The organism is Flavobacterium sp. UBA4854, assembly GCF_002399805.1.
GTDB classification, from domain to species: domain Bacteria; phylum Bacteroidota; class Bacteroidia; order Flavobacteriales; family Flavobacteriaceae; genus Flavobacterium; species Flavobacterium ginsengisoli.
Map to the genome: position 1 here is coordinate 31992 of NZ_DHEI01000054.1, position 19551 is coordinate 51542.

Genomic DNA, 19551 nt, shown 5'->3' on the forward strand with positions numbered 1-19551 from the left:
AATGAAAAAAATTATATTCTTATTTCCTTTTCTTGCTTTAGTATCTTGCTATAATGCAGAGCATAATTGTAAAGATTTCAAAACCGGAAAATTCAAATTTGAAACCGAAGTCAATGGCGAAAAAAAAACTACTTTTTTTGAGCGTAAAGACGACATCGAAATTGAAACTTTTGAAGGAAAAACTGACACCGCAACCATTCGTTGGGTAAGCGATTGCGAATATGTTCTCCAAAAAAAACATCCAAAAAATATGGCTGAGGAAAAAGCAATCAGCATGAAAATTTTAACGACTTCTAAAGATTCTTATACTTTTGAATTTGGCTTGGTTGGTTCTGAAGAAAAACAGCGAGGTACTGTTTATAAAGTTGATTAAATAATTAAGCTTTTTTTGCCACAAAGGCACAAAGACGCCAAGGACTTATTTCTTTGCGACTTTGTGCCTTTGTGGCAAATTATTATAATGTGTTTCTTTTACATTTCTATTTTAAATAGTACATTAGAACTTTAATCTAACCAAATGAAAAATACCATTTCGCAAAGGGTTGCTGATTTTTTAAAGAATTATCCGCCGTTTAATTTTCTTCATCAGAAAGACTTAGAAAAGCTATCTGAACAGATTTCTATTATTTATAAAGAAAAAGATGCTGTGATTTTTGCTGAAAATGACAAAACGCATGATTCTTTTTATGTGGTTCATAAAGGTGCCGTTGCTCTTAAAAAAAGTACTAAAAATACAGTTTTAGACATGTGTGACGAAGGTGATATTTTTGGATTACGTCCGCTTTTAGCGCAAGAAAACTATATTATGGAGGCTGTCGCGCATGAAGAAAGCATTTTATATGCCATTCCGATTGCGGTTTTTAAACCTTATGCTCTAGAAAATAGAAATGTTGGTAATTTCTTGATCGAAAGTTATGCCTCAAACACACGAAATCCATATTCTGACATTCATAAAGATAAATTGTATGGTGATGATGATCAGCTTCACGAAAATCTTCATTCCAGCAATCATTCTTTTGACTTAGCGCCTATAAAATATTCTAAAAAAATTGTGACCTGCAGTCCATCAACTACAGTAAAGGATGTTGCAAAAATCATGAATAAAAAGAAAGTCGGTGCGATTTTAATTGTTGATGAAATGCTGCCAATTGGTATTTTGACTGATAAAGATCTTCGAAACAAAATCGTTACTGGAGATTTTCCTATTACAACAACCGCTGAAACGATAATGACAAAACCTGTTATTACATATCCAAAAAAAATGACAGTTACTGAGGCGCAAATGGCAATGATGAAAAGTAATATCAGCCATTTGTGTTTGACTAAAGATGGAACTGTAAACACCAAAGCGGTTGGAATTTTATCCAAACATGACGTAATGGTTGCACTCGGGAATAATCCTGCGGTTTTGATAAAGGCTTTGAAACGTACTAAAAAAATCAAAGAAATAAAGCCAATTCGCAACCGAATTATGCAATTACTTCAAGGTTATCTAGACCAAAATATTCCGATGACTTTGATTACAAAAATCATCACAGAACTTAATGAAGCTTGCACAAATCGCGTTATTGAGATTTGTCTAGAAAAAATGAGCAGTCCGCCACCGGTAAAATTTTCTTGGCTTGCACTTGGAAGCCAAGGACGCGGAGAGCAAATGTTGCATACTGATCAAGATAATGCAATTGTATATGAAAATGTAAATGAAGTTTTTAGAGATGAAACTAAAGTGTATTTTCACAAATTTGCGGGACTTGTAAACAAAGGTCTTTTTGAAATTGGCTACGATTACTGTCCTGCCGAAATGATGGCTTCGAACCCAAAATGGTGTATGAGTTTAGACGAATGGAAAAGCCATGTACATCATTGGATTACAAATCCAGGTAAAAATGAGGTTTTATTGTCGTTTATTTTCTTTGATTACAGTTTGACTTATGGTGATACCGAAGTCGCAAACCAATTGTCTGATTATATTTTCGAAGATTTAAAAGCAAATCCTATTTTTTACATGCACTTGGTGAGTGGTGCTCTGCAAAGCCCATCTCCTACTGGTTTCTTTAGACAATTTTTGGTTGAACAAGATGGTGCAAACAAAGATAATTTTGATATCAAACGAAGAGCTTTAATGCCTTTAACAGATGCCGCTCGTGTTTTAATTTTATCTCATTCGGTTAAAGGAATCAGCAATACGGCAGAACGTTTTGAAAAATTAGCCGAACTGGAACCAAATAATAGAGAATTGTATTTATCGTGCTCTTATTCGTTTAAAGCTTTATTGAAATTTAGAACTAAACAAGGTCTGCTACATCATGATTCTGGTCAGTTTATCGAATTGGAATCTCTAACCAAAATGGAAAAAATTAAGCTGAAACGTACTTTTAAAACTATTAAAGAACTTCAGGAACTTATTTCGGTTCGTTTTAATATCTCAAATCTGGTATAATAATGAGTTTATTCAATTTTTGGAAAAAAGAAGAAATTAATTTATTCGATGAAAATATTACGATCGAAGAAACTCGTTTTGTGGTTTTAGATACCGAAACTACTGGATTTGATTATGAAAATGACCGTATTTTATGTATCGGCGCATTGATTCTTCAAAACGGAATTATTAATGTTCAGGAAAGTTTTGAAGTTTATCTGGAACAAGATCATTATGATAAAACTACGGCACAAATTCATGGTATTTTAAAAGATCTGCTTGTTAAACGTCCGAGTGAGCTTGAAGCTTTACAACAGTTTTTAGAATTTCTTGGCGATTCTATAATCATTGCACATCATACTATTTTTGATATCACAATGATTAATAAAGCTTTAGAAAGAAACAATCTTTCTCCGTTAACAAATAAGACCTTAGACACCGCTTATTTGTATAAAAAGACTTTAATTCAGTCGCATCTGTTTGAAAGAAAAGATCATTATACCTTAGATGATTTGGCTGACAAATTTGATATTTCAAAAAAAGATCGCCATACTGCTTTAGGCGATGCCTATATTACTGCGATTGCATTTCTTAAAATTGTAAAAAAGCTAAAAGAGAAAAAATCAATCAATCTAAATCAGCTTTTTAAACCGCTTTAAGATTTTTTTAGGAATCTAAAATTTACATTCCAAACTTTTAATTTACTTTTTAGTAATACAAGACTTATAAAAGTTAGCAAAAAGGAAAAATAGTCATAACATGTATTTTGATTTTGAAAGATAGCTTTGCTTTAATCAAAAAAACACAAAAAAACACTTTATGAAAGCTAACTTCTTAAAATCGATTACCTTGCTTGGAATTGCAGGTCTTACTGCAATTGGCTGTCAAAATGATGACAAAGACTCAAAAAACGATGTAAACGCAAGCATCGATTTTACTTCACATTCAAAAGTACCTCCTTTTGTTTATGCTCAGACAGGTTTTGAAAACTTAAAAATCAGCACTTTAATTACCAGTGCCGATGTACTACCAAATTCACCTTCTTTTGTTTACGGAGCACAGCCAGACGGAGCCGGATTAATGAAAGATCCAAACGGAGATGGATACATCATGATTACCAACCATGAAATTATTCAATCTGTATCAAGAGTATATTTAGATAAAACTTTCAAGCCTGTAAAAGGTGATTACATCGTTGATGGTGTTGGAGGTTTAACACGTTTGTGTTCTGCTACTTTAGCAACTCCAGAAATTCACGGATTTGGTCCTGTCTTTTTAACTGCGGGAGAAAGCGGTCAGGAAAGTATGGTTCACGGAATTAACCCGCTTGGATTATCTACTGATAAAGCAAGAACAGACAGAGTTTTACCAGCTTTAGGAAAAGCAAGTATGGAAAATGCTGTTCCGCTTCCAAAAGAAGCTTATCCAGGAAAAACAGTTATTATAATTGGAGAAGATCAATCTTACGCAACATCACACGTAAGTGCTGGTCAGTTGATCATGTATGTTAGTACAGTTGGTGATTTATCTAACGGAAAACTGTACGCTTTAAAAAGAATGGACGGAAATCAAGTTGAAACAACTATCACTTTAAACAATTCATATCCAGTTGAATTTGTTGAAATTCCGAATGCAAAAAACTTAACTGGTGCTGTAATCAATACAACGGTTAATGCTTTAAAAGCAATTCGTTTTTCAAGAGTTGAAGACGTAGATTATAGAAAAGGAAGCGCAAGCAACAATAGAGAAATCTACTTTACTGCAACTGGTCAAGCAACAAACAATGCTCCTGTTGAAGGATATACAATGTGGGGAAGAGTTTATAGAGTAAAATTAGATGCTACAAACCCATTAAAAGGAAATTTAGAATTGGCTGTTGAAGGTGACAGTACTCCTGGAACTGGAATTATCAATCCTGATAACTTATGTGTGACTGAGAACTTCGTTTACATTCAAGAAGATGGTGATAGTTATTATGCAGATGCTAAGCACGATTCGTATATCTGGCAGTACAATATTGCTACAAAACAGAATAAACCGTGGTTAAACATGAACCACAAAAGAACAGATACAGCTTGGAATACACTTTATAACCAAACTGGCGAAATGAGATTTGGAAGCTGGGAATTTGGAGCTATGCAAGACATTTCAGATATTATTGGTGTTCCAGATACTTTCACAGTAAATATTCACCCTCATACTTGGCAAAGTGATGCATTTAAAAATGCTGACGGTTCTGGAACTCAAACCAACAAAGAGGGCGGACAAACTGTAATTATTAGAAACGTACAGCGATAATAATTTCGTTAAAACCATAAAAACAACCCTTATTTTCAATAGGGGTTGTTTCTATTTACAATACTATTATGAAATTAAAGCACTTCACTTTTTTATTTATACTGCTTTCTTTTTTCTTTTCCTGCAAAGAAAATGAAGTTACAAAACCAACTATCAAACAAGATTTGCTTATTGATTTAGGTAAGCTAGACAATGAAATTGTACAATTTCAGAAATTGGTAACTACAAATGCCTCTTCAAAAGAAATTGTAGCTCAGTTTAAAAAATCTCGTTTAGCTTATAAAAAAACCGAATGGGCAATTGAATATTTTATTCCTGAAACTGCACGTTTTATGAACGGACCAGCTTTGGACGAAATGGAATTGGAAGAAAACCGATCTTTTGAACCCCACGGTTTTCAGGTTATGGAAGAAATGATTTATCCTGAATATGACAGTAAAAGCAAAGAAGATTTAATACGAGAATTGAATATTTTTCAATCGAATATTAAACAACTTAAAAGTACTTTTGAAGTTATTACAATAAGTGACGATTATGTTCTAGATGCTATTCAGCAAAATGTTTTCAGAGTTATTACTTTGGGAATTACAGGTTTTGACAGTCCGATTTTGCAGTCTTCAATTCCCGAAGCGGGAGAAAGTTTAATCTCAATTCCGGAAACTCTTGAAAAGATTAATCCTCAGAATAAATCAATAGCTACATTAAGAGAAATCACTAAAAAAGCACAAAAGTATTGTACGGACAATACAAATTTCAATACTTTTAATCGCGCTGTTTTTATTAGCGAATATCTAAATCAGATTTCTAAAAATTTAAAAGCTTTTCAGAAAGAAGAAAACATAAAAAATGTAAAGAAAAACAGTCCGCTAAAACCAACGATAGAAACTTTATTTGACAAAGACGCTTTTGATGTAAACGCTTTTGTACTTTCTGAAGAATATAATTATACCAAAGAAAAAGCAATTTTGGGCGAAAAATTATTTTACGATAAAGGCCTTTCCAAAAACAATGACCGAAGCTGTGCAACCTGTCATAATCCTGAAAAGGCTTTTACTGACGGTTTAAAAACCAATGTTTCGCTTACAGGTTCAAATCTAGCTCGAAACACTCCTACTCTAACCTATGCTTCTCTACAGAATGCTCAATTTTGGGATATGCGCCAATTGGATTTAGAAAAGCAAAGTGTCGATGTGATTCAAAATAAAGATGAAATGCACGGCTCAATGGAAAATATTCATGCTAAAATTCAGCAGGACAAAGAATATGTCGCGCTCTTTAAAAAAGCCTATCCAAAAAACACAAAACCTGAAGCTTGGCAGATTCAAAATGCTATCGCAAGTTATGTGCGTTCTTTAAACTCTTTTGATTCTCGATTTGATGCATACATGCGTGGAAACAAAAATGCGTTAAACAAAGAAGAAATTGAAGGAATGAATCTTTTTATGGGAAAAGCCAAATGTGCAACCTGCCATTTTACGCCTTTGTTTAACGGAACGGTTCCGCCAAGTTATTCCAAAACCGAACACGAAGTTATTGGAACTCCTAGTAATGTTTCTGGGAAATCTTTAAGTCCAGACAAAGGCCGTTATATATACAATCAAATGCCACAATTGGTTGGTGCTTTTAAAACGCCAACAGTTAGAAATTCGGCTGTTACAGCTCCGTACATGCATAACGGAGTTTTTAAAACGCTGGAAGAAGTAGTTTCTTTCTACAACAAAGGAGGCGGAATAGGTTTGGGTTACGAAGTAGAAAACCAAACTCTTCCTTTTGATAAACTAAATTTAACGGTAAAAGAAGAAAAAGCGCTTGTTGCTTTTATGAAAACGCTTACAGATAAAAATACCAGTAAAACCAAAATAAAACCTCAATTCAACAAAAACGCCGAAAAATATATTTTTTCGGCATTTTCTATTTCTAATCTATAAACATGCGATATGGATATACATTTGATGACTTATTTTTAAGATTCTTCATGAAACTATCACACAGATACTCCCACTCCGAATTGGACAAATGCTGTTTTTCTTCAGGATTTGTCTTAATATAAATATCGACCGTTCTGCTAAATCCTGCTTTCACGGAGATTTCCTTTCGAGTTCCTTTTTCAATTTTAATATCTTCTATTGTATTCTTAAAATGACTAAAACTAAAGGCTTTGATATCTGCAAAAGTAACAATTCTTCCTCGTGTCAATAAAGCATTTCTATAGGCTAAGATTCTGTCTTTATTGCTTTGTTTATTTAAACCTCCCGAAGTGTTCGTCATTAGCGTTATGTTATCGCTTACAAAAAACAAATCATCCTTACATTCCAGAATGGTTCCAGCTTTGATATCGTTTCCTTCATCTGCACATGTTGACCAATAGCTAATCTTAAATGATTTTCCTATTGATTCGTCTGCTTTGGGCTTAATCATCAAATAAGGATCATTATTTTTGGAAAAATTGCTTTCTTTTGCCTGTTGTTCTACCGAAGCTAATAACTGATTAATCTCAACTAAAGAACTGTTCATAAAGTCTTTTCCTAAACCTGCAAAAGAAGAACTTTCGTCTTTTAATAAATCTAACACATTTTGCAATAATTCAGAAGCCGTTCTGGAATCAAATCTGGAAACTCCTCCAGCCCTTAATACTGCATTTCCTTCTTCTAAAATACCTTCCCTAAATTCTTTTATTTCGTAACGTCTGTTTAACCCATCTACGACAGTATCTAGATCTAGAAAAATATCATTCTTTGTGTCTAAAGCTATATAAGACAGAAAAGTATTCAATGTCTTAGTTAAGGAATGTTTCTTCTTATTAATTACAGGAATACAGTTTGCTGTAAAAGAAACATTATCGATAATTTGAGGAACTAATGATTCCGGAAATATCATCTTTAACCAAATAACTGGCTTTTCATTTTTATCTGTTATTTCTGCAAAGGCTTTATATTCTGATCCATATTCATTTATACTTTTATATTTTAAATTCCCTTTTAAGGTATAAAAATTATCAAAGTAAAACTCGTTCACCTCCTGTAGAATTTCAGTTAAGTTAGAATAGTTATTATTAATAATTCCGTTAATATCGAGGTTATTTAAAGGTACATTATAACCTTCTTTTACTTCTATCTCTTTATCATCAAGAAAGCATTTCATTTGTTTTAAATAATAATGAAACATCTCTTTCTGATGAGTGTTTTTAATATCGATATATAACATTAAATCATCTAGTTCTGATACCTTTTCACTGCTTAATTCGATTCCCAGAACAATCTCTCCTGCTGGCAGAGTATGATTATAATTCCTAACAAGATCTTTATAAAAAAGATTGGATATCTTATGCAGATTTCTTTCATAGGCAATATATTTTATTTCGCAGGCAGACAACTTTACTTCCAAAGTTGGTGCAAGCACAATATCTTTTGCAATTGGTGCCAACGGATTATAAATATTATGAATCCTTCTGTTTGCTGTCATTTGATTTTGCAGAGAAACTTTAATATTATTCTCTATTGGCAATGCTTGCACAATAGCCCTGGCGGGTTTCGCTCCAGATGTCACTTCTGGAAACATAATTTCTAAAACCCTTTCAACAACACGGGTTTTAGAATCTTCGAGTTCGTGAGCTACTTTTTCCAATTCATATGATAATGCATTCAGCATCATCGCTACTACAGGATCAAATGAAGTTTCCATTTCAACATCCGAAAATCCCCATGATCTCGCTGCTCTTTTTAATACTCTGTCTTTTATTCGCTCTTGTCTCATGGTTTAATGGTTCCTTTTATTAGAAAAATCACTTTCATTTTTAAACATATAGATTGTATTTTTATCTGTTTTATCATCCTTTTTCTTTTCTGACACATCTGGTTTTCTGATTATTTTTTTGAAAGCATAACCAGTCTTACTGAGTTTTAAAGTACAAGTTGAATTACAATTTACATTTAAATTAAAATAGCCTAAACTATCTGTTTGTGTGGTATTTTCGTTAATGCTTACACCTACTTTTCAATTGGTTTATTACTGTCAAAATCTTTCACATAACCCGAAAACTTTTTTTGAGTACAAGCAGAAAACATCAGAATTATAAAGAGAAGTTTTAATTTCATTAGCGTTTTGAGTACTACTATTTTTTGAAATATTTTATATAAAAAACTTTGTGTTCACAAGCGGGACGCTCGCGCTAGCAGAGGGAAAACCTTATATCTGATTTGTACTTTGTTTTGAAATCTTTATTGTGTCAAACTGTTGTGGGCAAGGATTGCAAATCCGCGCTATCGGGCGGGTTTTTGTTTAACAAAAGATGTTCAAATTCTTATTTACATTGAAAATGAAATAATGTTTTCTTTATTATTGTCTTTTTTTCGTCAAAATTTTGCAAATTTTGAAGTTTACTATACTGATAAAGAACATTTAAATCATGATATGAATTATTTACTACTTGTTTTGTTTTCAGTAAATATGCATTTTTAGATTTATTAAAACTGTATTTATCAAGTTTAATTTCATTTGCAGAAATATACTTGTATGAAGGATTATAATATACAATATCTGCACTCATCTTAGAAGTCTTATTTATTTCTTTTATCATTTCTAAATCTTCATTACGTAAACTTTCAATTCTACTTAATTCTTCATTAAACCTATTTTTAAGACTGTTTCCTTTTATTTTAAATATAATTGGTTCAGGAAAATTTGACTGCGAAATATAGTGCGCAACAAAATCATTATAATTATTGTCATTCTTAAATATGTACATTTTTCTGTCTTTGGTTTCCGTATTTTCCGATCCATAAGAAAAAGATATTTTTGTTGCAGATTCACTAAATAAATGAACATTTGGAAAACCCAAGCAATTTGCGTCTTCGTTAAAAACTCTTTGAATGGCCTTATTTCCATTTAGTCCTATAAAAGTGGCATCATCGTTAAAGCCAGAAAACATTATTTTTGTACCTTTTACATTGGGATTATTATATCCATATAACACAAAAGGAAAGTCCGGATTTTTTGGAATTAACTTCAATAAATTATTTTCAATATGCCATTTACCAGTTATTAAAGTTGCATATGCCACAATAATAAATGTATTGTCACTTTGTATAAAATAACTTGCACCATTTTGGCTATAATTTCCAACAATGTTTGGTTTATGTTGAGCAATTGAAGCAATAAAAAACAGCAATGATATTGCAGTGATATAGAATTTTATTTTTTTCATTTTAAATGTAATGAGGTTTAATTTTGTTGAATATTAATTTTTTATTCATATATGAAATCCTCGCTATCGGGTTGCAAATCCGCGCTATCGGGAATAGCAATAATAATCAAGTAATAAATATTTTTTTTCATATTTTTTTGACATGAAATGTTATCGTTATTAATAAAACAAGGGTTACAAATCCGCGCTATCGGGTTAATTATATGAATTATTTACATCAATCTTTCTTTCATATCTAGATTCATAGTCGTTCCTTAATTCAGCCTTATTATTTGTAAAAGTATTGTTAAGCATTACTTTTACAGTATTCTTGTCACTTACTATTAATTCCAGAACAAGCGATACTGAATTATCTTTATCATTACTTTCTTTTCTAAATAAATCTAAAACTTCATCCTTATCAAAAGTAAATTGTGTATTGAATTGTTTTTTTCCGTTTCCCCATATCAACCAAAAACCTTTTGGAATATTATAAAAAACAGTGCTTTGCAATTTATCTTCATTCAAGTAGCAATTATTTTGATTAAAAAAATCAAATTGAAAATCATCAACCTTAAATGCGTTTGGTAATTTAATTTTTAGCATATAAGAGTGCCGTTCCATAACTAAAGCTACTTTTTTACTAATATTAATGTCTGATATACTATCGGTATCTGAAAAATGATCAAAAATGTGCCATGTTGCTTTTATTTCTTGGGCTTGAAAAGTCGCAACTTTAAATTTTACCTTGTATTTTTATTAAACTTTTGCATCCAAACTGCAAGTTTCCCATTGAGCTGAACTTCAGCAATAAAATGAAGAATCCTATCTGAGTCATAATCATTTTTGACACTCGGAAGCATTCCCATTTGTGTCGCTTTTGTCTGGATAATTTCAATTGGCAAAGCAAAATCACCACTATAAAATTTTTGTTCATTGTAAGAAAACCATTTTATCGACAGACTATCAGGAAAGAAAATATTCTTCATATAGTCTTCGCAACCATTAATTTCATCCCAACTATTATCCAGTATCTTATCTTTATTAATATGATAATCATTTCCTTTAAAATCACAAATCGCAACCTGTACGATATTTCCTTTACTACTTATAACACCTCCTGTCCACTCAAATCTTCTATCTGGTTTATAATTATAAAATTGAACAAGATTTGCAATTATTGTTATTATCAAAAATAATATAAGAAATTTATTAGTTAGATTATACATTGCTTCTTTCTTCATAATTTAGTTTCTAAAAGCTTTACCCCATTCTTGTATGTACAAAAAAAACAGATAAAAATTGACTGTAATAATTACAAAACAACATAATAGAGTCCCTATTACTCTTCTATACAGTAAATTCTCGCTCTCACGAAGATAAACAAAGATTAATAGTATATCAGTCGTTAGAAGAGCTCCAAAGCATACAGCCTCCTCAGAATGTGGTTCTCCATTAAAAAAATAGGTCTGTACAGATATAGCGATTAACACTAGCAAAAAAATTGTTATAATTAATTTCATTTACAAATAAGTATTTCAAACGTTATTTATAGGAGTCATTAAAATCTCCGCTGGCGCAAGCGTCTCGCTCGTGCACTTGAGAATAATTCTGTTAAATAAACTTTGTGTTCACGAGCGAGACGCTCGCGCTAGCAAGGGGCATTATTCCCTAATTATCAAAAAGAAATTCAAAATCTAAAAAATTATCTTTAACATTATTTGGATCATAATAAAAACTTAATTCTTTTTGCATTGCTAGTTTCATCTTTAAAATTTGAGGTTCCATGTCTATTCTATATTCCTCTCTAAAATGAATGTTATCAAATGTTATTTTGAAAATTATGACATTAAGATTTACATCTATATATTCATTATGTGAATTTCTCCCAGTCCCCACCTCAACCTCTTGTACCCAACAATTTGTTTTTATTTCAAGTTCATTATAACTAACAGGTATTCTTTTCCCAATTTTTCTAAGTCTAGTTCGAGCTTTTTTTCCTTCATTTATTAATTTATTCTCTTCATCTCTTGCAATTGCCCTCAAAATAAGAGCTATAAAAAGCGAAATAATCGCGCCAATCCAACCCATATTATGATTGGCGATTAAATAAAAAAATAATTATTTTTACCACAATGCTTATTTTTTAAATTATAGAATTCTTCGTTATTTAATTTTTGTTGCTTTCCTTTTCATTTAAAAAAGGCTTTAGCTTTAAGGTTAAAAAGAATCAATTGAAACTACATATTTACATCGTACCATTCTATTCTCTGACGAAGTCGAAAGGTTTCCTTACCACGACTTCTCGCAATAAAATAAATCTTGTCTCCTGATTTTTCATAATCATTAATTGGCTCATTATTATCTTCTCTAAATTTATCACATGATATTAACTCTATGATATCCCCAGATTTTAAATTGTCAATAGACTTGAAAATATTATATTTTTTCAATAATTCCGTTGTTTCTTGTTCAGACAATAGATGTCTTTTATTTTTGATTAACAAATTTATTTTTTGATTTATAGGGAATATAGTATCAGTAGGGTCTTTTGGTTCAATTTTAAAATTTTGCTTTGTTTTATCTATTTTATTATAAACTTCAAAATCAGAATAATCTTTATCTATAACTCTTCTATCTATGTAATAAATCCAAGAAATAGAATTGACACTTGAATTTATTGTAATTTCAAATTAAACAGGAATACTTAATAAAAAACACTTTTTCAAAGTTTTTTTCTCAATATAACTACCTTCAATAGTTACTTTCTCTTTAGAGATAATCTGTTTCACTTCAATAGGATCTTTTTTCTTACATGATAATATCAAAAAACATATAAAAAAATACAAATAGATGTGCTTCATAACTTACTTATATAAAAGTTCTTTATTATCTGATTTTTAAATTTATACTACCAGCGTATTTTAAAATCATGCGAATTAAAAAACTCTTCTCCTTTACAACTTGTAGTAATTCTAATTTTATCATCAATTCTTCTTAATTCCTTTAAAATTTTAATATTATCTTTTCTAAATTTATCATAGGATATTAAATTTATGGTATCTCTATTTTTTAAATTGTTTAAAAATTTTCTTTTATTATATTTTGTTAATAATTCTTGAGCATCTTTTTTTGCAATTAAGTGATTTCTCTCTCTAATAACAATCGAAAAGGTGTTCTTAGACATTAAGTATGGTTTAAAATCAAATATTGGTTTATTACTAGCTTTATCATATACAACATATTCAGATACCATACTTAAATACTTCTTGTTAATAAAATAATCAATATCTAAATATTTCAAATTCAAATCATTAATTGTTATTTGGTATTCATTTGGCAAGCTGATCAGCAAACTATCTTTTAGTTGTGACCTTTTAGAATCTAATATCAATAAGACTTGTTCGTTTGAAACAACTTCCTTTAAAAAATATGATTCTTTTTTTTTGCAAGAAGTTATAAGGAGCGTTGCAACACATATATATATAAAATATTTCATCATACTTAATTTATAAAAATACAATCGATTATTACTTTAGTTGTTTTATCATCTTCATCATTTTTTTTATAATAAAAAACATCATATAGTTGAGAGTCTTTTTGGTTTTTGTAATAAAAATCTATCATATCTTCTATTTTTTTAAAATCACCTCGAAACAATTTATCCAAAGTCGTTTGATTTATTTTAAACAATTTAAATGCATAACGTTTTTCTTTTCCTCCACTACTTTGTAAAAACTCATTAATACCATTAATGCCTCTATCCTTAGCCTTTTCAACCAAATCAAAAACTACAGTATCCCAAGATTCTTCTATTGACTTTCTCAATTCTGGTGCAAGAACTGCCAATAAAAAATCTGCAGGAGCAAAACCTATCATAATAGTTTCTGGATGTTCGTCCATAGCAAAATTAACTACATCAGAAAAGCCAAAAATACTTACCAAATCTCTCGAAGCATTGGTCACTTTATTAAAAAAACCTACATCTTTAAAATAATCCAGCTGGCTTATTCCTTTTGTAGTAACTAGTTTGCCTTCTTTTTTATATCCAAAATTAGCAGCCTTTTTAATAATATAAAGTTCTCCGCTGTTGTCGAAAACAGGCTGTGTGTATATTCTTCGGCTAAATTCTAGTTTGCCTAAATTGTTTACCAGATGCCCTTTTTCGAGCTGTTTTACCGCAATAGTTTGCTGTACTTTATCTCGGTATTTTTGTATAACATTACCTACACTGCCCCAAATTTCGCTTTCTATATGGTTTTTAATCTCTTCAATCTCACTTTCTAAAAGCGTAGATGGTTCATTAATTAATCCAATTCCTGGTGAGAAAACAACAATATTACCGTCTGCAGTTCTTATTTCCGGGAAACCATACCCTTGATAAGCCGGTTTTATTATTAGTGTTTTTTCAGAAAAATAAACCCTTAACAAAAATCTTTCAGAATTCCATTCGATGCCGTTATAATTCCACTTCCAATAAAAATCTAAGCAACCATCGGTCAGCATTCCCTTTTCTGCTGCAATATCGTCACTCCATGCAGGATCAAGAAGCAATTCAATCGTTATTCTTTTTTTTCCATTTACTTCCCTAACTTTTCCTTTTATAAAAACTTTTTTTCCATTAAACTTGTCATCATCAGGATTAAAACAGTCATGAAAGAGGAACATATCAAAATCCCACAGTTGGAAAACAATTTCGGTACCTGTTGGTACTTTATTACTAACATTTAAATGAAAATAAATTATCTCATCTAAATGAGCTTTCGGTCCTCTGGAATCTCTCTTTAAATATTTCTCGCCTTCATAATCATAAGTATACCATCCTGTTGCAAAAAACTTATCATTTTCTTCTTGCCATTCATAATTACCAACGTGAACACCTTCTTCAACACCATGAAAATTAACTTTTTTTGCTGCTGAAAAAGTAACATCGCCTTTTGTGGCAATTATGTTCATATCGCCTTTAGAAGTCCAATTAGATTCGCCTAAAATAATACGGGTTATTTTTCCTCCTTCACTCATATTTAAAAGAAATTAGAATTTTCACCCGAATTAGTACTTATTTTTTTCTGTCCCTGTACATTAATATTATCATCTGTCGCATTTTTTTGAATGGCACCTGCCTGCTCTTGTATAATCTCAGCATGGGAATTTCTTTTTCCTACGGCAGATTCATTTATATCAAATGCGGTAAGATTATAATCTCCAACAGCACTTTGGGTCATAATTCCGCCTGCTTTACTTGTATGATTTACCCCTGCAATATCTGAAATATCCTGTCCCGCACTAGATGTTATATCTCTTCCAGCTTTCATAACAATATCTTCCCCTGCCTCAAACTCAATATTTTTTGGAGCTTTTATTTTTACATTTCCATCACCGCACAATACCGCCAAAGTCTGTCCCATTTTACTCTCTATTGTAACATCTCCCGTGGCATCATCAGAAATAATTCTGTTTCCGCTTCGGGTTTGTATTACTTTAAAATCATTCTTTTCAGTAGCATAACCTGATGATTCCTGTCCATTATATTGCGTTCCCATCACATAAGGACATTGCGCGTTTCCTCCTTCAAAACCAACTAAAACTTCTTCTCCAATTTCGGGGATAAAATAAAAACCTTTTCCAGCTCCTGAATGAGGCTGAATCATTCTTATCCATTGGCTTTTTTTGGTTCCTGCTGCCCAGTAAAACTCTACTTTTACACGACCGAGTCCGTCTGGATCGTTGTTGTCTGCTATTTTTGCAGGCTGGGTTTCTGCTTTGGCGAAAACTTTTGTATTGGTATAATGCGGTGCAGAAACATCGGCAGGAATTGCCTTGAACTCACAGCTATAATTGCCATGCACTTCTGAGTGATGTAAGGCTTCTATACAAACTAAATGGTGCTCTATGGTTTGGTTTACAATGGTAAAAGTCTGTCCTAATCCTAAAGGGAAATAGGAGATTCCGCTATAATAAACACTGTTTGCATCACTTCCTGCCGTTTGCAGCGTAATCATTTCCTGTATTTCTTCTTTATTTTGTGCATTGTTGGTGTATGATCCAATGCTCAATTCTCCTTGCGTTACGGTGCCTTGATTAAATCCCACTATAGAAGCAAAACTGTCTTTACTGCCTGTAGTTGTTTTTGCAGATGCGTCACGAATACCTGATGCATTGCTGTAATCATAACCTGCTAGTGAAATGTTATGCGCAGTCATGTTGGCCTGTATTTTAAAGCTATGGAGAGAAGCTCCGTTTATGAGTTTAATTTTTGAGTTTTTAAGCTGTCCGAACTGCATGCGCATTCCGTCAAAATAAAACCATTGCCCATAGCGGGCTGACAGTCTTTTAAGAAATTCAAAATTGGTCTCATTGTATTGCGCCATATAATTGAATTCTTTCAAATAAGTTGATCTAATAGAATCTCTCTGATAAAACTCTGTTGGTCCTTCTGAAAATAAATCCAAAACAATATCATCCATCCCTCTTTCCAGATAAGTTCTGGATTTTGGCATATCGTCAATTACCTTACTATGGCTTATTCCTGAAATATGCAGACCAGCCGCGCTTCCATGCCTGTCTATTGAAGTCACCTCGATAATGATTCCTTTGCTCATAAGCTTGATTCCGGTTACGCTTTTGAAAGTAAAAATCACTTCATCACCAATATATTTACGCATTGCCTGAGCTTGGTCTTCTGGTTTTATAACCGCTTTACCTGTATATTGCCAGACAAATGAAAAATGATGGTGATCTGCCATTTTTTGTGACAGCTTTAAATTGTAATAAATAATATTTTGTGTAAAACCCCCAATGGTAATGTGCACCTGCTCTGAAAAATGTCCCATAATGAAATCGTATTTTAATTACGTTTAAAAACTTAATCTAAAGCAATCCAGTTATTTGAGAATTTTGCGTCCCCAAAAGTCAGTTCTTTTGTTACCAGTTCCATTGTGATTTTCATAGGCACTTCGGTGGTACTGGTAAATTGTTCATGATAGTCAATACAATATGCTTTTTCAAATGTTAGTTCTTTCATTTTACTTAAGGCATCTCTTCTGTAGAAAATAATTTTTCCGTCTTTGGTTAAATCACTGTTTAACATCCAGGACAGAAAAAGACTGTTTTTTGTTGCCTCAATTACTACTTTTATAATTCCTCCTTTGGCATTTCCTATTGGTTTGCTCGAAGTATCGATATCTTGTTTGAAATTGATATTAAATTCAAGTACGTTATATTCTTCTCCGTCGATATGCAATTTTGATAAAAAGCTCATGTTTATTTATTTTAAGTTAGTAGATTAATAAAAAAGGAAGTCCTTTAAAAAGACTTCCTTTAATAGTTTTCAAGCTTAATCAAGTTTGATAAAGTCTTTAAGTGTTACACCCAAGCATTATCAAACTCGCCCCCGCCCATTGAAATTTTACGAGCAGAAATCATAAAAGTTTCCGTTAACGGATTATCACTGTTATGATCAAAGTTTTCTTTGTACTTCACCATGTAAGCTTCTGTAAATTTCATTCGGGAGCGTCATACAAGGGCGAAATTGAAGACCGATTGAAAAATTGCATTCAGGAATTAAAACAATATCCAAAAGCTATTTTAATTATCGAAGAAATTCATTCATTATTAGACAATGGTGCAGATTCTGGAATTTCAAATGTCTTAAAAAATGAGCTGAGCAAAGGACTAACTGTTATTGCCACATCCACAATTGATGAATATTCTAAAAAGATTGAGAAAGAGCAAGCGCTTTCTGGAATGTTTGAAATTGTAAAACTGGAAGAATCGAATGATGAAAATTTGTTTCGAATGATTCGGGAATCGATCAAATCTTACCAAGAACATCATAAAATACAAATTGATGATGAAACTATTTTAGAGTCAATTAGATTATCAAGACGATATTTAAAAGAAAAAAGCCTTCCTGAATCGGCTATTAGTTTAATTGACCATACTATGTCAGTTTTAAAAACTTCGGGAGAAACTTTTTTGAAAGAAAAACAATCCATTCTAGAAAGACTTAATATTTTAAAAACTAACACTTTAGAACTATCAGAAGATCACTTAATCAAAGAATGTAATTGGCTTCTAGTAGATTTAATAAATAAAACAACATTTTTAATCGATGCTGAAGAACAAAATGGAAAGAATATATTTGAAACATCAGAATCAATTGTAATTTATATTGAAAATCTCATAAATAAAGTTGAAGAAAAAGCATTAGATAAACGATCTCATATTGAAGCATTTGATTTATCTTTGATTATTGCAAAAAAAACAGGAATTCCTGTTGGTAAACTTAAGAAATCAGAAAACGAAAAGTTAAAAAATATAGAACAGGTTTTATGTACACGAGTTATTGGACAAGATCACTGTATTGAAACAGTAGCGGGATCCATTCTCGAATCTCGTTCAGGATTAAGTAAGACAGGACAACCAATTGCCTCGTTTTTCTTCCTAGGGCCGACAGGCACAGGTAAAACAGAATTGGCCAAAAGTCTAGCTGAATTTCTTTTTCAGGATGAAAATGCCATTATCCGTTTTGATATGTCTGAATTTAAGGAGGAACATTCTGTTTCTTTACTACTTGGATCGCCTCCTGGATATGTTCAAAGTGACGCTGGTGGGCTATTAATAAACAAGATTAGACAAAAACCTTACTCGATTGTTTTATTCGATGAAATTGAAAAAGCACACCCTTCTGTTTTTGATATATTTCTTCAAATTATGGATGAAGGCAAACTACATGACCGTTTAGGAAAAGAAGGAGATTTCTCTAATGCAATTATTTTGTTTACATCAAACATTGGAGCAGATCATATTGCAAGTACATTTAATGAAGGTAAAATTCCAGCATCAAGTACTTTAATGGAAATTATGGGGCAATATTTTAGACCAGAATTTTTAGGTCGTCTAACTGAAATTGTACCTTTTGCTCCTATCAGTAAAGAAAATGCATTGAAAATCTTCGAGATTCATCTTAAAAAAGAATTTACCGATTTATTGAAAAACATCAATATTTCGGTCAATATTCCGATAGAAGCTAAACTTTATCTTGCCGAAAATGGCTATAATACCAAATTAGGTGCAAGGCCAATTAAAAATATTATAAGAACTCATTTAAGAAGACCTTTAGCAAAAAAAATAATATCCGGAGAAGTACAAAACGGAGATACTATTTCTGTCTATATCGAAAACAATGAAGTAAAATGGATTAAACAAGAGGTAGTCATTTCTGAGAATTAAAATCAATTATTATTAAAACATAAAAAAACGCTAAGAAATTAAATTCTTAGCGTTTTGTTTTTTATTCTAAAACCAAACCTATTTGGCCGTCGTCATCTAATTCTGTTTCTACAGGATCATCTTCTGAAATTTCAGGTTTTTCAGGAATTTCTTCGACTGGTTCTTCGTAAGGAAGCGGGTCTAATAAATTCACTTGTTTTAATTTATCTGTTGTTAATTGATTTCCTAAAGCTTTGAAACCTTTTACGGCTATAAAGTCTTCAACATCTATATGAAGATCTTCTTTTTGAACTCCTTTTACTTTTGCAAAAACCAATTGTGCTACAGGACGATAATCTGTAGAAACGATTTCTAACTGTGAATTTGGATGATCTGTAATAAAGCTTTCTTCTTTTCCTTCATTTTCTACAAGGAAACG

General features: G+C 31.5%; 17 protein-coding genes and 1 pseudogene. 6 read left to right on the forward strand and 12 right to left on the reverse strand.

Annotated elements, in window-relative coordinates:
* Position 1 precedes the first annotated feature (1 nt).
* The 5 genes from B3J44_RS08125 to B3J44_RS08145 all read left to right on the forward strand — a co-directional run bounded on the left by B3J44_RS08125 (position 2) and on the right by B3J44_RS08145 (position 6645).
* On the forward strand, positions 2-373 hold the full coding sequence (locus B3J44_RS08125) for a DNA topoisomerase IV (RefSeq protein ID WP_198857104.1): 372 nt from the start codon (positions 2-4) through the stop codon (positions 371-373).
* A 144-nt stretch (positions 374-517) separates the two neighbouring features.
* Positions 518-2440, forward strand: a complete 1923-nt coding sequence (locus B3J44_RS08130; RefSeq protein WP_286967688.1) for a DUF294 nucleotidyltransferase-like domain-containing protein — start codon at positions 518-520, stop codon at positions 2438-2440.
* Between the two features lie 2 nt (positions 2441-2442).
* A complete protein-coding gene (locus tag B3J44_RS08135) occupies positions 2443-3078 on the forward strand; it encodes a 3'-5' exonuclease (RefSeq protein ID WP_286967690.1) in 636 nt (211 codons plus the stop codon).
* A gap of 160 nt (positions 3079-3238) precedes the next feature.
* Positions 3239-4717: a hypothetical protein gene (locus B3J44_RS08140; RefSeq protein ID WP_286967692.1), complete on the forward strand. Its 1479-nt coding sequence runs from the start codon at positions 3239-3241 to the stop codon at positions 4715-4717.
* A gap of 68 nt (positions 4718-4785) precedes the next feature.
* Complete coding sequence (locus B3J44_RS08145) at positions 4786-6645, forward strand: cytochrome-c peroxidase (protein WP_286967694.1); 1860 nt, start codon at positions 4786-4788, stop codon at positions 6643-6645.
* Here B3J44_RS08145 and B3J44_RS08150 read toward each other — a convergent pair.
* The 11 genes from B3J44_RS08150 to tssD (B3J44_RS08200) form a co-directional block, all read right to left on the reverse strand.
* Positions 6635-8470: a type VI secretion system baseplate subunit TssF gene (locus B3J44_RS08150; protein ID WP_286967695.1), complete on the reverse strand. Its 1836-nt coding sequence runs from the start codon at positions 8468-8470 to the stop codon at positions 6635-6637. The two genes, B3J44_RS08145 and B3J44_RS08150, sit on opposite strands and share 11 nt — an antisense overlap.
* A gap of 547 nt (positions 8471-9017) precedes the next feature.
* On the reverse strand, positions 9018-9920 hold the full coding sequence (locus tag B3J44_RS08155) for a hypothetical protein (protein WP_286967697.1): 903 nt from the start codon (positions 9918-9920) through the stop codon (positions 9018-9020).
* Positions 9921-10115: 195 nt separating this feature from the next.
* Positions 10116-10427, reverse strand: coding sequence for a hypothetical protein (locus B3J44_RS08160; RefSeq protein ID WP_286967699.1), 312 nt, complete (start codon positions 10425-10427; stop codon positions 10116-10118).
* 215 nt (positions 10428-10642) lie between these two features.
* Positions 10643-11143, reverse strand: a complete 501-nt coding sequence (locus B3J44_RS08165; RefSeq protein WP_286967701.1) for a DUF2931 family protein — start codon at positions 11141-11143, stop codon at positions 10643-10645.
* Between the two features lie 427 nt (positions 11144-11570).
* Positions 11571-11990: a hypothetical protein gene (locus B3J44_RS08170; protein ID WP_286967702.1), complete on the reverse strand. Its 420-nt coding sequence runs from the start codon at positions 11988-11990 to the stop codon at positions 11571-11573.
* Positions 11991-12139: 149 nt separating this feature from the next.
* The gene (locus tag B3J44_RS08175; protein WP_286967703.1) at positions 12140-12379 is read right to left on the reverse strand and encodes a hypothetical protein; all 240 of its coding nucleotides are present in this window, start codon (positions 12377-12379) and stop codon (positions 12140-12142) included.
* Positions 12380-12810: 431 nt separating this feature from the next.
* Entirely contained in the window at positions 12811-13401 is a 591-nt protein-coding gene (locus B3J44_RS08180; RefSeq protein WP_286967705.1) for a hypothetical protein, read from the reverse strand.
* A 2-nt stretch (positions 13402-13403) separates the two neighbouring features.
* On the reverse strand, positions 13404-14921 hold the full coding sequence (locus B3J44_RS08185) for a hypothetical protein (protein WP_286967706.1): 1518 nt from the start codon (positions 14919-14921) through the stop codon (positions 13404-13406).
* Between the two features lie 2 nt (positions 14922-14923).
* The gene (locus B3J44_RS08190) at positions 14924-16732 is read right to left on the reverse strand and encodes a type VI secretion system Vgr family protein (RefSeq protein ID WP_286967708.1); all 1809 of its coding nucleotides are present in this window, start codon (positions 16730-16732) and stop codon (positions 14924-14926) included.
* A gap of 32 nt (positions 16733-16764) precedes the next feature.
* Positions 16765-17160 carry a type VI secretion system tube protein TssD gene (gene tssD, locus B3J44_RS08195; protein WP_286967710.1) on the reverse strand — a complete coding sequence of 132 codons (396 nt, stop codon included), beginning with the start codon at positions 17158-17160 and terminating at the stop codon, positions 16765-16767.
* A 104-nt stretch (positions 17161-17264) separates the two neighbouring features.
* Positions 17265-17384 (reverse strand): type VI secretion system tube protein TssD, encoded by a 120-nt coding sequence (gene tssD / locus B3J44_RS08200; protein WP_286967711.1) that lies wholly within the window; start codon positions 17382-17384, stop codon positions 17265-17267.
* Between the two features lie 57 nt (positions 17385-17441).
* Here tssD (B3J44_RS08200) and B3J44_RS08205 point away from each other — a divergent pair, with 57 nt between their 5' ends.
* Positions 17442-19133 carry an AAA family ATPase gene (locus B3J44_RS08205; protein WP_286967712.1) on the forward strand — a complete coding sequence of 564 codons (1692 nt, stop codon included), beginning with the start codon at positions 17442-17444 and terminating at the stop codon, positions 19131-19133.
* Positions 19134-19194: 61 nt separating this feature from the next.
* Here B3J44_RS08205 and B3J44_RS08210 read toward each other — a convergent pair.
* Positions 19195-19551, reverse strand: a pseudogene (locus B3J44_RS08210) (DNA gyrase/topoisomerase IV subunit A); the annotation flags it as partial.

Bases quoted from the DNA above. Each gene is read 5' to 3' on its own strand.
- B3J44_RS08125 (WP_198857104.1), top strand. From the start codon at position 2: ATGAAAAAAATTATATTCTTATTTCCTTTTCTTGCTTTAGTATCTTGC.
- B3J44_RS08130 (WP_286967688.1), top strand. From the start codon at position 518: ATGAAAAATACCATTTCGCAAAGGGTTGCTGATTTTTTAAAGAATTAT.
- B3J44_RS08135 (WP_286967690.1), top strand. From the start codon at position 2,443: ATGAGTTTATTCAATTTTTGGAAAAAAGAAGAAATTAATTTATTCGAT.
- B3J44_RS08140 (WP_286967692.1), top strand. From the start codon at position 3,239: ATGAAAGCTAACTTCTTAAAATCGATTACCTTGCTTGGAATTGCAGGT.
- B3J44_RS08145 (WP_286967694.1), top strand. From the start codon at position 4,786: ATGAAATTAAAGCACTTCACTTTTTTATTTATACTGCTTTCTTTTTTC.
- B3J44_RS08150 (WP_286967695.1), bottom strand. From the start codon at position 8,470: ATGAGACAAGAGCGAATAAAAGACAGAGTATTAAAAAGAGCAGCGAGA.
- B3J44_RS08155 (WP_286967697.1), bottom strand. From the start codon at position 9,920: ATGAAAAAAATAAAATTCTATATCACTGCAATATCATTGCTGTTTTTT.
- B3J44_RS08165 (WP_286967701.1), bottom strand. From the start codon at position 11,143: ATGAAGAAAGAAGCAATGTATAATCTAACTAATAAATTTCTTATATTA.
- B3J44_RS08170 (WP_286967702.1), bottom strand. From the start codon at position 11,990: ATGGGTTGGATTGGCGCGATTATTTCGCTTTTTATAGCTCTTATTTTG.
- B3J44_RS08180 (WP_286967705.1), bottom strand. From the start codon at position 13,401: ATGATGAAATATTTTATATATATATGTGTTGCAACGCTCCTTATAACT.
- B3J44_RS08185 (WP_286967706.1), bottom strand. From the start codon at position 14,921: ATGAGTGAAGGAGGAAAAATAACCCGTATTATTTTAGGCGAATCTAAT.
- B3J44_RS08190 (WP_286967708.1), bottom strand. From the start codon at position 16,732: ATGGGACATTTTTCAGAGCAGGTGCACATTACCATTGGGGGTTTTACA.
- tssD (WP_286967710.1), bottom strand. From the start codon at position 17,160: ATGAGCTTTTTATCAAAATTGCATATCGACGGAGAAGAATATAACGTA.
- tssD (WP_286967711.1), bottom strand. From the start codon at position 17,384: ATGGTGAAGTACAAAGAAAACTTTGATCATAACAGTGATAATCCGTTA.